The sequence below is a fragment of the Klebsiella sp. K5-306 genome (assembly GCF_051835185.1).
GTDB lineage: Bacteria > Pseudomonadota > Gammaproteobacteria > Enterobacterales > Enterobacteriaceae > Klebsiella > Klebsiella oxytoca.
Map to the genome: position 1 here is coordinate 50,625 of NZ_JAIFJY010000016.1, position 14,750 is coordinate 65,374.

A 14,750-nucleotide genomic window follows, 5' to 3' on the forward strand; every position below is an offset into this window, starting at 1 on the left:
GTTGTTTGTTTTTATTAAAATATTATTAGCTTATTCTTATAAGTCATCTTTTTGAGTTATTTCTGCATTAAAGTCCGTTTATTCTTCGAATATTTACTTTTATTTCGCCATATTTACAAAACGGCATTTTATGGCCTTTTTATCGTCCAGGCTTGTAACAAAGTTTTGTTCGCCTGGAGGGGCAGATTGCGGGTTCCGCAGCGGCGAATTTTGCAGCATAATTTTGCCGGTAAGCTAACGTAATAGTGGCCACGATCACACTTTTCGCTCATCCCTGCTACTCCTCCCCGGCTAATCCCTGGCGGGATGAGGACGTGACTCCGGGAGGTCGGCACACTAACGCTAACGTTTTAGTAAAGGACCCGGATTTCTTATGTCACAGACTTCTTTTAACAAAGCTCAGTTTCAGGCTGCACTGACGCGTCAGTGGCAGCATTTTGGTTTACAGTCCGCTTCCGAGATGACCCAGCGTCAATGGTGGCGCGCCGTAAGCGGTGCGCTGTCCGAGCTGTTGTCGGCTCAGCCGGTAGCGAAAGCGGCCGCAGGGCAGCGTCACGTAAACTACATCTCAATGGAGTTTTTAATTGGTCGCCTGACCGGCAACAATTTGCTCAACCTTGGCTGGTATCAGCAGGTCAGCGATGAGCTACAGGCGCATGACGTTAATCTGACCGACCTGCTGGAAGAGGAAATCGACCCGGGCCTGGGCAACGGTGGCCTCGGCCGTCTGGCGGCATGTTTCCTGGATTCAATGGCAACCGTGGGTCAGTCGGCCACCGGCTACGGCCTGAACTATCAGTACGGTCTGTTCCGCCAGTCTTTCGCTGACGGGCAGCAGATGGAAGCGCCGGATGACTGGGGACGTAGCAACTACCCGTGGTTCCGCCACAATGAAGCGCTGGACGTACAGGTGGGCCTCGGCGGTAAAGTGACTAAAAATGGTGAGTGGGTTCCGGCATTTGTGATTACCGGCGAAGCCTGGGATCTGCCGGTGCTGGGCTACCGCAACAACGTGGCTCAGCCGCTGCGTCTGTGGCAGGCTAAGCACGCGCATCCTTTTAACCTGACTAAATTCAACGACGGCGATTTCCTGCGTGCCGAACAGCAGGGCATTGACGCCGAAAAACTGACGAAAGTCCTCTACCCGAACGATAACCATCAGGCGGGTAAAAAACTGCGTCTGATGCAGCAGTACTTCCAGTGCGCCTGCTCGGTTGCCGATATTCTGCGTCGCCATCATCTGGCAGGTCGCAAGCTGGCAGAGCTGGCGGATTATGAAGTTATTCAGCTGAACGATACTCACCCGACGATTGCGATTCCGGAGCTGCTGCGCGTGCTGATTGACGAGCATCAGCTGAGCTGGGACGACGCCTGGGCGATTACCAGCAAAACTTTTGCTTACACCAACCACACCCTGATGCCGGAAGCGCTGGAGTGCTGGGATGAGAAGCTGGTAAAAGCGCTGCTGCCGCGCCACATGCAGATCATCAAACAGATTAACGACCGTTTTAAAACGCTGGTGGATAAAACCTGGCCGGGCGACAAGCAGGTTTGGGCGAAGCTGGCGGTGGTGCACGACAAACAGGTTCGTATGGCGAACATGTGCGTGGTCAGCGGCTTTGCGGTTAACGGCGTTGCCGCGCTGCACTCCGATCTGGTGGTGAAAGATCTGTTCCCGGAATATCACCAGCTGTGGCCGAACAAATTCCATAACGTCACCAACGGCATTACCCCGCGTCGTTGGATCAAGCAGTGTAACCCGGCGCTGGCCGCGCTGCTGGATAAAACGCTGAAGAAAGAGTGGGCCAACGATCTCGACCAGCTGATCAACCTCGAAAAATATGCTGATGACGCGACGTTCCGTCAGACGTATCGTGAGATTAAGCTGGCCAACAAGGTTCGTCTGGCGGAGTTTGTGAAGCGGCGTACCGGTATCGAAATTAATCCGCAGGCGATTTTCGATATTCAGATTAAGCGTCTGCACGAATATAAACGCCAGCACCTCAACCTGCTGAATATCCTCGCGCAGTACAAAGAAATCCGCGAGAACCCGCAGGCCGACCGCGTACCGCGCGTGTTCCTGTTCGGTGCGAAAGCGGCTCCGGGCTACTACCTGGCGAAGAATATTATCTGGGCGATCAACAAAGTTGCCGCAGCGATCAATAACGATCCGCTGGTAGGCGATAAGCTGAAAGTCGTATTCCTGCCGGACTACTGCGTCTCGGCGGCGGAAATGCTGATCCCGGCGGCGGATGTCTCTGAGCAGATCTCTACGGCGGGCAAAGAGGCCTCCGGTACCGGCAATATGAAGCTGGCGCTGAACGGCGCGCTGACCGTGGGAACCCTCGACGGCGCCAACGTTGAAATTGCTGAGCAGGTGGGCGAAGAGAACATCTTCATCTTCGGTCATACTGTGGAAGAAGTGAAAGCGCTGAAGGCCAAAGGTTACGACCCGCTGAAGTGGCGGAAGAAAGATAAGCTGCTGGATGCAGTGCTGAAAGAGCTGGAGAGCGGTAAATATAGCGATGGTGATAAGCATGCCTTCGACCAGATGTTGCACAGTCTGCTGAAAGGCGGCGACCCGTACCTGGTGCTGGCGGATTTTGAAGCCTACGTGGCGGCGCAGAAGCAGGTTGATGAGCTGTATCGCGACCAGGAAGCCTGGACGCGCGCAACGATTCTGAACACCGCGCGCTGCGGCATGTTCAGCTCCGACCGTTCGATTCGCGATTATCAGCAACGTATCTGGCAGGCAAAACGCTAAGGACAGGCCTATGGAGAGTAAACGCCTTGATAACGCTGCCCTGGCGGCGGGGATAAGCCCAAGCTACATCAATGCTCACGGTAAGCCGCAGTCTATTGCTGCGGCGACCAAGCAGCGGCTGCTTGATGCGATGCATCGTACAGCGACTGCCGTGAAGGCGACGGTTGATCCGCTGCCTGCGGTGCAGGTGTTCACCTATGGCAAAAAGATGTCTCTGCCGGTGGCGGGCCAGGGGGAGTTTCACTGGATCCTCACCACCGAAGAAGGGAAACAGTATCAGGGCCAGGCGCGCGGCGGAGAAACCCTGCCGCTGCCGGCAAAATTGCCGGAAGGGTATCACACGCTGACGCTGACTCAGGACGGCGAGCGCAGCCACTGTCGGGTTATCGTCGCGCCCGCACGCTGCTATGAACCGCAGGCGCTGAAGGATGGTAAGAAGCTGTGGGGAACCTGCGTGCAGCTGTATACGCTGCGCTCGGAGAAGAACTGGGGAATTGGCGACTTCGGCGATTTGCGCGCTATGCTGCCGGAAATCGCTCGCCGCGGCGGCGCGTTTATTGGGCTTAACCCGATTCACGCGCTCTACCCGGCTAACCCGGAGAGCGCCAGCCCGTACAGCCCCTCTTCACGCCGTTGGCTCAACGTTATCTATATCGACGTCAACGCGGTAGACGATTTCCGTCACAGCAAAGAGGCGCAAAAATGGTGGCAATCATCGGCTACGCAGCAAGCCTTACAGGCCGCGCGCCAGACCGATGACGTTGACTATACCGCCGTGACCGCTCTTAAGCTCACTGCGCTGCGCATGGCCTGGAAAGGTTTTTCCGCGCGCAATGATGAGACGACGGCGGAGTTCCGTCAGTTTGTGACCCGTGAGGGCGAAAGTCTGTACTGGCAGGCGGCGTATGACGCGCTGCACGCCTGGCAGGTTAAGCAGGATCCGATGCGCTGGGGCTGGCCCGCGTGGCCGAAGGCTTACCAGGATACCGATAGCCCGGAGGTTAAAGCATTCTGTACCGAGCATGCCGACGAGGTGAATTTTTACCTGTGGCTGCAATGGCTCGCTTACACCCAGTTCGCCGAGTGCTGGCATACCAGCCAGAACGATGCCATGCCGATCGGCCTGTATCGCGATCTGGCGGTCGGCGTTGCGGAAGGCGGAGCGGAAACCTGGTGCGATCGCGAGCTGTACTGTCTGAAAGCCTCCGTCGGGGCGCCGCCGGACATTCTGGGTCCGCTGGGACAGAACTGGGGCCTGCCGCCGATGGACCCGCATATCATGGTGGCGCGCGCCTATGAGCCATTTGTCGAGCTGCTGCGCGCTAATATGCAAAACTGCGGGGCGCTGCGTATCGATCACGTGATGTCGGTGCTGCGTCTGTGGTGGATCCCTTACGGTGAGACGGCCGATCACGGTGCTTACGTTCAGTATCCGGTAGACGATCTGTTGTCGATTCTGGCGCTGGAGAGTAAGCGTCACCGCTGTATGGTGATCGGCGAGGATCTGGGAACCGTACCGGTTGAGATCGTCGGTAAGCTGCGAAAAAGCGGCGTTTACTCTTACAAAGTGCTCTATTTCGAAAATGACCACGAGAAGACTTTCCGTGCGCCGAAGGCGTATCCGGAGCAATCAATGGCTGTGGCAACGACGCATGACCTGCCAACGCTGCGCGGCTACTGGGAAAGCGGCGACCTGACGCTGGGGAAATCGCTTGGCCTGTATCCGGATGAGGTGGTGCTGCGCGGACTTTATCAGGATCGCGAGCTGGCGAAGCAGGGGCTGCTGGATGCTCTGCACCGCTACGGCTGTCTGCCGAAGCGTACCGGGCATAAAGCGTCGCTGATGGCGATGACCTCAACCCTGAATCGCGGTATGCAGCGCTATATTGCCGACAGCAACAGCGCGCTGCTGGGCCTGCAGCCGGAAGATTGGCTGGAGATGGCCGAGCCGGTCAATATTCCCGGCACCAGCACGGAGTATCCAAACTGGCGTCGCAAGCTCTCCACCACGCTCGAGGCGATGTTTGCCGATGAGCAGGTGAATAAGCTGATTAAGGATCTGGATAAGCGGCGTAAGTCGGTAAGTAAGAAGAAACCCGCCTGACGGGGAGCGTTAAAAAAGCCGGGAAGTGATTCCCGGCTTTGTATTTTCTGCTGAACCGATTAGAGTTTTGGCCCTGCGGCCACCAGCGCAGCGCCCGCTGGCGTATCGGTGTACTTCTCGAAGTTCTCGATAAACAGTTTCGCCAGCTGCTCCGCTTTTTCCTGCCACTGCTCCGGCGATCCGTAGGTGTTGCGCGGATCGAGGATATGAGTATCCACGCCCGGAAGCTCGGTCGGGATCTGCAGCTCAAACATCGGTAGCGTGAAGGTTTCGGCATTGTCCAGCGAACCGTCAAGGATCGCATCGATAATGGCGCGGGTATCTTTGATCGAGATACGTTTGCCGGTGCCGTTCCAGCCGGTGTTGACCAGATAGGCCTGCGCGCCGGAGGCCTGCATGCGTTTTACCAGCACTTCAGCGTATTGCGTCGGGTGCAGCGAAAGGAACGCGGCGCCGAAGCAGGCGGAGAAGGTTGGCGTCGGCTCCGTGACGCCGCGCTCGGTACCGGCCAGCTTGGCGGTAAAGCCAGACAGGAAGTGGTACTGGGTCTGGTCGGCGGTCAGGCGAGAAACCGGCGGTAGAACGCCAAACGCGTCGGCGGTCAGGAAGATAACCTTAGTGGCATGACCCGCTTTGGATATCGGCTTAACGATGTTTTCGATATGGTAGATCGGATAGGAGACGCGGGTATTTTCGGTCTTCGAACCGTCGTTAAAGTCGATGGTGCCGTCGGCCAGTACGACCACGTTCTCCAGCAAAGCATCGCGGCGAATCGCATGATAGATATCCGGCTCTGCGGCTTCTGAAAGCTTAATCGTCTTAGCGTAGCAGCCGCCTTCGAAGTTAAATACCCCGTCGTCATCCCAACCGTGTTCATCATCGCCAATCAGGCGGCGTTTCGGGTCGGTGGAAAGGGTGGTTTTGCCAGTACCGGAAAGCCCGAAGAAGATAGCGACATCCTCTTTTTCCCCGACGTTGGCGGAGCAGTGCATGGAAGCGATGCCCTTCAGCGGCAGCAGGTAGTTCATGATCGAGAACATCCCTTTTTTCATTTCGCCGCCGTACCAGGTACCGCCGATCAGCTGGATGCGCTCGGTCAGGTTAAAGGCGACGAAGTTTTCGGAGTTCAGACCCTGCTCTTTCCACTGCGGGTTGGTGCATTTGGCGCCGTTCATCACGATGAAATCCGGCTCAAAGTTTGCCAGTTCTTCATCGCTCGGGCGAATAAACATGTTCTTCACGAAATGCGCCTGCCAGGCGACTTCGGTAATAAAGCGGACGCTCAGGCGGGTGTCGGCGTTAGCGCCGCAGAAGGCGTCAACGATGAAGAGACGTTTGCCGGAGAGCTGGCGGGTGACCAGTCCTTTCAGGTGCTGCCACGTTTCCTCTGACAGCGGTTTATTGTCGTTCTTACCTTTGCCTTTATCAGCCCACCACACCGTATCGCGGGTGGTGTCGTCACGAACGATATACTTATCTTTTGGAGAACGGCCGGTAAAAATACCGGTATCTACGGCGATTGCACCAAGATTTGTTAATACGCCACGTTCATAACCTTCCAGATTGGGGGCGAGCTCTTCTTGATACAAAGTATCGTAGCTGGGGTTATGGACGATATCCTGGACGTCATTGATACCATAAGCCTTGAGATCCTGCGGGGTTAAACCATTATTAACGCGCATGTCACTGCTCCTTAGCCAATATGTACTGCTTTAAATTGTAGGGGTTATTACGGGGTATTGACCGCGACCAGGCTCATAGATTTACGTATCTCGACAAACGACGGACTTACGAAAAACGTTGTGACTCCTGTCACGAGGCATAGGGGATTATCTCAGGAATTGATGCGTCGGTGGGGGTAGATGTTTCTTAATGGTTAAAAAGTAATTAAAAAAACTGTTGAAATGTGAATGTAATCGCTTACCTGAAAGAAAATTACGTAACTCTTTCATGGGGAATCGATTCATCACGCGGATGAAAAAGGTTGACGTCAGGAACGAGAGGGGAGCTCGCTCCTGACGAATTGAGGATTAGTGGAGCTGCGGGTCGGCCGGAGAGGCGTTGTTGCGGATCTCGGCAATATCCATTGCATTAAAGATGTAATGATTTCCGCAGTAGTCGCAGTGCATATCGATCTCACCCTCATCGGCGAGGATGCTATCAATCTCCTCATCGGGCAGCGTTTTCAGCGCGCCGGCGCAGCGTTCGCGAGAGCAGGTGCACTTAAACTCGACGTTCTGCGGCTCGTAAACGGTGACTTCCTCTTCGTGATACAAACGCCAGAGCACATCGTTCGCTGGCAGGGTAAACAGTTCTTCAGCTTTGATGGTTTCGGTCAGCGTGCTCAGATGTTCAAAATCAGCCGCCTGCGCATCTTGCGCCGGCAGAACCTGCAGCAGCATGCCGCCGGCCATCGGTTTGCCTTCGTGCTCGCCGCTGCGGATGATCAGCCGGGTCGGCAGCTGTTCGGAGCGCTGGAAGTAATCTTCCAGGCAGGAAGCCAGGGTGTCTCCCTCAAGGCCGACCACGCCCTGATAGCGCTCGCCCTCTTCCGGAGAGATGGTGATGACCAGATATCCGTTACCGACCATAGTTTTCAGATCCGCTCCATCCGGGATCTCGCCCTGGACGCGGGCTACGCCGCGCATCTGCTGCTGGTTGTTGCCGTTGATCACCGCCAGCGACAGCGGGCCATCGCCCTGCAGCTGAACGGTGATATCGCCAGCGAATTTCAGCGTCGCGGTCAGCAGGCTGGTGGCGACCAGCAGTTCCGCGAGCACGGTTTTCACCGGCTGCGGATAGCTATGGTTAGTCAGGATCTGTTCTAACGTTTCAGAAACTGTCACCAGCTCACCGCGTACGGCATAGTTTTCAAACAGATAGCGGTGTAATTGATCGTGTTGAGTCATAATCATCTCTCTTGCGGGCCACAGTTATTCACTATCGCCGTGTTTAAATCTCATCAGGTCGCGGCGCTCTTTCTTATCCGGACGCCTGTCGGGATGCGGCATAGTTAGCGCGTTCATTTTTCGCGCCAGCGCCATTTTCTCGCGTTTCTCGATGCTCTCTGCCGTCTCTTCATAGAGCGCGACGGCTTCGCTGGCAGGTCTGCGCTGTTCGGTAATGCCTTTTACCACGATAGTGCGTTCATCATTGCCCTGGCGGATCGTCAGGGTGGCGTTGAGTTCGACCACTTTTCCCGGCTTACTACGCTGTCCGTTGTAGTGTACCTTGCCGCCTTCAATCATCTCGCGCGCCAGCGCTCGGGTTTTATAAATGCGGGCTGCCCACAGCCATTTGTCCAGCCTGACGGCTACGACGGGTTTTTCTTTCATGGCCTCTCCTGTAGGGTCAGCGAGGGGATCAGATGCCGGTAGTCATTCAACCCGGGATGACGAACGTAGCTTTTTTCCGCCAGTCCGGAATCTGGGTTGGTGATGCCCAGGCAATAGCGGATGCCAAACTCCGCCGCCGCGTCCAGAATCGCCTCGTTATCGTCGACGAAGAGCGTATTACGCGCGTCGAAGCCGGTCTCTTCAGCCACAGCGTGCCACAGACGCTGATCTTCTTTCGGATAACCAAATGTGTGGGTGGAAAGCAATAAATCAAGGTGCGCATCCAGCCCGGTATGTTTTAGCTTCACCGCCAGATTGTGCGGATGCGCGTTAGTCAGCAAAATCCGGCGCTTACCGCTGGTTTTAAGCGCCTCAAGGAACGGCACGGTATCATCACGTAGCGTCGCCCTTGGCCCCTGCTCGCTGGTCATCGCACAAATATCCAAACCCAGGCGCTCGCTCCAGTAGTCCAGGCAGTACCAGTTTAGCGTATGTTGCACCGCATGATATTCCTGGCGCATCGCGTCTCTGGCTTCCTGCAGGTTGAGCCCGCGCGCGGCGCCCCAGGTTTCGGGAACCAGTTTTTGCCAGAAGTAGTTGTCGAAAGCGAGGTCGAGCAGCGTGCCGTCCATATCCAGCAGAACGGTATCAACCTCCTGCCAGGCGATATCAAAATGCATGGTAAGTCTCCAGCGAAGGGAAATTGCGCGACAGGGTATCACACCCCGCCGTACAGAGAATTATTCTTGCGGGTCCGGCGAGGAGAGCAGAACCGGATTCAGGCAGCTTTCGTAGTATTTCTGGATCTCTTCCTGGCGCTGGCGATGGCGCTGATAGCGACGAAAAGCCTGGATGCCGTGATACGCCGTGCAGCCCAGCATGGCCAGCAGCAGCAGCGTTGTCCCGAGGTAGCGCCACAGGCCAGTGCGGTCAGGGATACGGTGCAGGTTGATATGCTGCGTGCCGTTAGCATCGGTATAAAGGCTGGTGACGATACCTTCAGCCTGGAACGGCGTGTGCATCAACATGCTCGCCAGGCGCCGTAGTTCACTCCACTGCTGGTGCGCAGGGAAGTCGTATAATCCGGTGCTTGGCCAGGGCTGATTGACCAGGTCGCTGCCTTCATCGCTGGCAATCAGAAAACCGCCAGGCGCCGGGCTATTCAGCGCCTGAGCGGCACGTGAGGTTTCCCGACTGACGAACGGCGCGGTGGAGGTGGTAACCAGATTCTCCAGCGACTCCGCGCTTACCGGACGCAGCAGCACGTTAACCCCGTCCAGTTTGCCCGCGCTGGCGCGTTTGGTCAGCGTTTCCCAGTTACGGGTGTTACCGAGGTTAACCAGCGCATTCTTCAGGCGAACGCAATCGTCTTTCGCAGAGCACAGGTCGTTGGTTTTGGTGACGATATCGCCAAAGTCATCCAACAGCACCATGCCGGATTTCTGAATAGTGGAGCGTAGCGCCGGGCTGACCCGCGAATCGTCATCGGATTCGGGGTGGAGCTGGCGCTGAACGGTCTGCATCAGCGCGGCGGCCTTACTGACGATATCTGACTCCGGCAAGGGCAGGGGAGGCGCATCATTCCAGACGATTTGTGAACAATCGAACGGCATAAACGGCGAGTTTTCTTTTGCTGTCCACGCGCCCGGGGTGTGAATGTTACACATTCCCGAGCCTTTCAGGCGCAGCGTATCGCCAATGCGAATTTTCGATTTCTCCAGCTGGGCGACCGTAGTGGCTTCGATGGTCTGTGCGCCTTTTAGCCATGACAGCGTGAATTTAAACGGCATGTTTAGCGGAACGCTGGCCCACAGCATGACAACCACCAGTAGTGCTCCCAGGGCGATAATCGTGCTACGAAGCCAGTATTGAAGCGGGAAGTTTTTAACCTCATCGTGCAGCGACAGATAGCGTCCCTGGCGGACTACATGGCGGCTGAGATAGATGTCGATATCCGTTTGCTGACCAAGGTCCTGCGCGATCCACGGTTGCCAGTGGCGCGGGTAGATGAGGTCAATAATGCCGAGAGAAATATTGTTGGTATGCTCCTGGGTGTTTTCACCAAACAACCCCCAGCGTTTAGGCATACCGCGCAGACAATGAATTTCCCGCAGCGATGTTTTGCGCGGCGGCGCGTAGATTCCCCATACGCTGGCAAGAAGTAGCAGTATACCGCCGCCGAGAAGCCAGGGCGAAAAGACGTCGGGGGCGATCAGGCTACAATAAAACAGCAGGAACGCGGAGACTGCCAGAATAGCTTCGCGAAGGCCGTCGGGGCGGCTCAGTGCGTGCTCTTCGGGCGTTTCCGGGCGGATGTTGAGCAGCTCAATTTGTTCGCTCTCTTCCCCGCGGATAGATGCCTGGGTCGCCGGGGCTTGTTCAAGGGCGAAACCACGGGACTCCTGCGGATAGTCGCTCAGCGTCTGCCCGTTAAGCGCAATCACCAGCGGTAGGCTCGTGGTGGAGATTAATTCGACGCTGTTCTCGTCATTAATATGTTGCTCCCAGAATGGGGGCAGATGAATTTCTACTGAATCAAGGAAGTAGCGCCATTTGTTGAGATCGTCCGTGGTGATGCCGTAGCGAGTGATCGCTCGGGTAACGCTATAAACGGTATCGCTCTGTTCGTTCAGCATCAGGTTTAGCGGCGCGGTACTGGCGCCTGAAGCTGGCAACTGCTGGTTGCGGCTGAGACTTTCGAGGTATTTTTCTACGGCGCTGCGCTCTTCATCGGAGAGGTTGCGCGTAGCGGCATCGCTAAAGGCGTGCAGCAGCGGCAGGCGGCGACGTCTGGCATGCGAGCGATACCACCACCCGATAAGCAATGCGCAGATTAGCAGAGCTAACAAAAATATCAGAAAGGTGCCCATGCCCATCCCATCATAGTTATTCTTTTCTTATTGGTATCGTCGGTTGCCATTCATCATGCAGGTAAAACAGCCGTTGCCATCGGCACTTATCCTGTCAAAGCGGGAACATCTATTGTGCAATGCAGCAGCATACAACCTTATCAAAAACGTTAAAATCCAGGAATCGGTATATTCTCAAATACTGGTCAACCTATTGACTTTTGAGTCTTTGTGATAATAGGTTTCAAAACGAAAAGGTTGCAACTATGTAAATTAGTGGCGAATTGGATTGCCGAAACCGTGCTGCGTATCGCACAATGCCCTCTGTAATCACAGCATAGACCGATGACAATGAGCAAATCATTACAAAAACCCACCATTCTCAACGTTGAAACAGTCGCGCGCTCGCGCCTTTTTAATGTTGAAAGCGTGGACCTTGAGTTCAGCAACGGGGTGCGCCGCGTATATGAACGGATGCGGCCTTCTACCCGTGAAGCCGTGATGATTGTGCCGATTGTCGATGACCACATAATCCTGATTCGCGAATACGCTGTTGGTACCGAGTCCTATGAGCTGGGCTTTTCGAAAGGCCTGATCGATCCTGGCGAAAGCGTTATGGAAGCCGCCAACCGCGAACTGAAAGAAGAGGTCGGATTTGGCGCGCAAAAGCTGACGTTTTTGAAAAAGCTCAGCATGGCTCCGTCCTATTTCTCCAGCAAGATGAATATCCTGGTGGCGGAAGATCTGTATCCGGAATCGCTGCCTGGCGATGAGCCAGAGCCGCTGCCGCAGGTTCGCTGGCCGCTATCGCAGCTGATGACGCTGCTTGATGAAGAAGACTTCAACGAAGCCCGTAACGTGAGCGCGCTGTTCCTGCTGCGGGAATGGCTTCAGGCTCAGGGGCGACTTTAACGCACTCGCAGGTAAAAAACGCCCGTTGCCTGCGGAGTGAATGCCTGTACCGCACCGCCTGGGCGGGTAAGGCGCCAGCCGCCTGGCTACGCGGCGGGCAGCGTCTCTAGAATGGTGACCATCAGCCAAAGAAAAAAGCGCCCGCAGGCGCTTTTTTTGTCAGAACAGTTCGTGAGTCTCGCCCCCGCCATCGGTGATGGTGGTGCCCACTTCGTGAACGGCCTGCTGGGTAGGTTGAGTTCCCTCAATAAAGTACTCTGCGCGGCTATTCCCGCCGCTGGCTAACTGACCGGTGCTGCGGTCAATGTTGACCGTAATAATGCCCGGCGGCGGCGTGAGCGGCTCTTCCGGTACGCCTTCCAGCACCCTTTTCATAAAATCATCCCAGGCCGGCTGCGCGCTTTTGGCGCCACCTTCGTAGCCCGATATCTGATTTTTGATGGCGCCGGAGGCGGTGGTGCGGCCGAGATCGCGACGGTGGTCGTCAAAGCCAATCCATACCGATGTCACCACGCCAGGGCCATAGCCGGAGAACCACGCATCTTTTGAGCTGTTAGTGGTCCCGGTTTTGCCGCCGATATCGTGACGCTGCAGGTCGCGGCCTGCTCGCCAGCCGGTACCCATCCAGCCGGGTTCGCCGAAGATATTGGTGTTGAGGGCGCTTTTAATCAGGAACGCCAGCGGCGTGTTGATCACGTGCGGCGCATACTCCGGAGCGCCACTTTGCGCGACCAGAGACTGGTTTGCCTGCGCCAGCTGCGGCTGCGGAGGAACGCCGGGATTTTGCGGATCCTGCGAGGTCGCTACGTCCTCAACGTCTTTATTTTCCAGCACATCAGACTTCGGCGTATCGCCGTAAATCACCGGAATATTGCACTGTGGGCAGGCAATTTTTGGCCGCTCTTCAAAAATGACGCCGCCCTGATCGTTCTCGATTTTGCTGATGAAATAAGGGCTAACCAGGAAACCGCCGTTAGCCATAACCGAGTAGCCGCGCGCAACCTGCAGCGGCGTGAACGATGCGGAGCCCAGGGCCAGTGATTCGGTCCGCACGATGTTCTGCGCCGGGAAGCCGAAGCGCTGCAGATACTCAGCCGCGTAATCCACGCCCATAGCCCGCATCGCGCGGACCATCACCACGTTCTTTGATTGACCCAAACCCTGGCGCAGGCGGATAGGACCCGCATACTGCGGCGGGGAGTTTTTTGGCCGCCAGTCGGAGCCGGAACCGGCATCCCAGCGGGAAATCGGCACGTCGTTGAGCATGCTCGCCAGGGTCAGGCCTTTATCCATCGCCGCGGTGTAAAGGAACGGTTTAATGTTAGAGCCAACCTGACGCAGCGCTTGAGTGGCGCGGTTGAACTTGCTTTGGTTGAAATCGAAACCGCCGACCAGCGCAATGATTGCCCCGTTTTGCGGGTTGATCGATACCAGCGCCGAGTTGACGTCCGGCACCTGCGCCAGCCACCAGCTGTTGCCTACCTGGCGAACCCAGACCTGTTGTCCGGTCTGCACGACATCGTTCACCTTACGCGGCGTGGCGCCCTGTTGAGTATCGGAGATAAAGCGCCGCGCCCAGCGGACGCCTTCCATATTCAGCGACACCGAGGTTCCGCTGCTCAGTAGCGCGACGGCTTCCTGCGGATTTGCCGAAGTGATAACCGCCGGAGAGAGCGGTCCGGAGCCTGGGATTTTTTTCAGGGTATCGATGATTTTCTGGTTATCCCACGGCGTTTCACCCACTTTCCACAGCACCTTTTCCGGCCCGCGATAGCCGTGGCGCATATCGTAATCCAGCACGTTATTCCGCACCGCCTGCTGGGCTGCCTGCTGATTTTTACGGGTGATGGTGGTGTAGACGCGATAGCCGTCTTCATAAGCCTGCTCGCCGTAGCGGCTGACCATCTCCTGACGCACCATTTCGCTGAGATACGGCGAGGAGAAGGCGATTTCCGGGGTATGGTAGCTTGCGTCAATAGGCTGGCTACGCGCCTGATCGTACTGCGCCTGCGTGATGTAGCCTTCGCTCAGCATACGCGAGAGAACAACGTTGCGGCGGGCGGTTGCACGATCCATGGAATAGAGCGGGTTAAAGGTTGACGGCGCTTTAGGCAGGCCTGCAATCACCGCCATCTCGCTCAGCGTAAGCTGATCGACGGATTTGCCAAAGTAGACCTGCGCGGCCGCGCCGACGCCGTAGGCGCGATAGCCAAGATAGATTTTGTTCAGGTACAGCTCAAGAATTTCATCTTTATTAAGTAACTGCTCGATGCGGATCGCGAGGAAGGCCTCTTTCACCTTACGCATCAACGTTTTTTCGGGGCTCAGGAAGAAGTTACGCGCCAGCTGTTGGGTAATCGTACTGGCGCCCTGCGAGGCGTGACCGGAGAACATCGCGACGCTGGCGGCGCGGAAAATCCCGACAGGGTCAACGCCATGATGCTCATAAAAACGGCTATCTTCGGTGGCGATAAACGCTTTAATCAGCTCAGGCGGCATTTGCTGCAGCGTGACGGGAATACGGCGTTTTTCGCCATATTGCGCGATCAGCTCGCCATCCGCGCTATAGACCTGCATCGGGATTTGCAGGCGCACATCCTTCAGCGTTGCGACGTCGGGGAGCTGCGGCTCTATATATTTATAGAGACCAAAAATCGAGCCTGCTCCCAGCAGTACGCAACAGACTGCAAGGATAAAAAGATACTTTACGAACTTCACCGGAGATTTCTCATTTAGTTTTCATTGGGCAGTTTATAAACAAACGCGCAGTAGTATAAAGGCAAGCC

The 14,750-nt window shown here is 56.1% G+C and carries 9 protein-coding genes; 3 read left to right on the plus strand and 6 right to left on the minus strand.

Translation table 11 applies throughout. From position 1 onward, the window contains the following. Window positions 1–373 precede the first annotated feature (373 nt). Both malP and malQ read left to right on the plus strand, forming a co-directional pair. Window positions 374–2,764: a maltodextrin phosphorylase gene (malP, locus tag K2184_RS21875; protein ID WP_004106468.1), complete on the plus strand. Its 2,391-nt coding sequence runs from the start codon at window positions 374–376 to the stop codon at window positions 2,762–2,764. 10 nt (window positions 2,765–2,774) lie between these two features. After that, window positions 2,775–4,868 (plus strand): 4-alpha-glucanotransferase, encoded by a 2,094-nt coding sequence (malQ, locus tag K2184_RS21880; protein WP_004116001.1) that lies wholly within the window; start codon window positions 2,775–2,777, stop codon window positions 4,866–4,868. 59 nt (window positions 4,869–4,927) lie between these two features. Here malQ and pckA read toward each other — a convergent pair whose 3' ends face one another. From pckA to K2184_RS21905, 5 genes are all read right to left on the minus strand, one after another. Beyond that, window positions 4,928–6,550, minus strand: a complete 1,623-nt coding sequence (gene pckA / locus K2184_RS21885) for a phosphoenolpyruvate carboxykinase (ATP) (RefSeq protein ID WP_004106463.1) — start codon at window positions 6,548–6,550, stop codon at window positions 4,928–4,930. Between the two features lie 348 nt (window positions 6,551–6,898). Further along, a complete protein-coding gene (gene hslO / locus K2184_RS21890; RefSeq protein ID WP_162556112.1) occupies window positions 6,899–7,783 on the minus strand; it encodes an Hsp33 family molecular chaperone HslO in 885 nt (294 codons plus the stop codon). An 18-nt stretch (window positions 7,784–7,801) separates the two neighbouring features. Then, complete coding sequence (gene hslR, locus K2184_RS21895) at window positions 7,802–8,203, minus strand: ribosome-associated heat shock protein Hsp15 (protein WP_004115998.1); 402 nt, start codon at window positions 8,201–8,203, stop codon at window positions 7,802–7,804. Next, entirely contained in the window at window positions 8,200–8,883 is a 684-nt protein-coding gene (gene yrfG / locus K2184_RS21900; RefSeq protein WP_004106458.1) for a GMP/IMP nucleotidase, read from the minus strand. The genes hslR and yrfG overlap by 4 nt, the downstream gene beginning before the upstream one ends. A gap of 60 nt (window positions 8,884–8,943) precedes the next feature. Then, window positions 8,944–11,073 (minus strand): intracellular growth attenuator family protein, encoded by a 2,130-nt coding sequence (locus K2184_RS21905; RefSeq protein ID WP_163525601.1) that lies wholly within the window; start codon window positions 11,071–11,073, stop codon window positions 8,944–8,946. Between the two features lie 330 nt (window positions 11,074–11,403). Between K2184_RS21905 and nudE the strand changes: the two genes are divergently transcribed. Further along, entirely contained in the window at window positions 11,404–11,964 is a 561-nt protein-coding gene (nudE, locus tag K2184_RS21910) for an ADP compounds hydrolase NudE (RefSeq protein ID WP_004106453.1), read from the plus strand. Between the two features lie 159 nt (window positions 11,965–12,123). Here the strand turns inward: nudE and mrcA are convergent, their stop codons facing one another. After that, window positions 12,124–14,682: a peptidoglycan glycosyltransferase/peptidoglycan DD-transpeptidase MrcA gene (mrcA, locus tag K2184_RS21915; RefSeq protein WP_163525599.1), complete on the minus strand. Its 2,559-nt coding sequence runs from the start codon at window positions 14,680–14,682 to the stop codon at window positions 12,124–12,126. Between the last annotated feature and the right edge of the window lie 68 nt (window positions 14,683–14,750).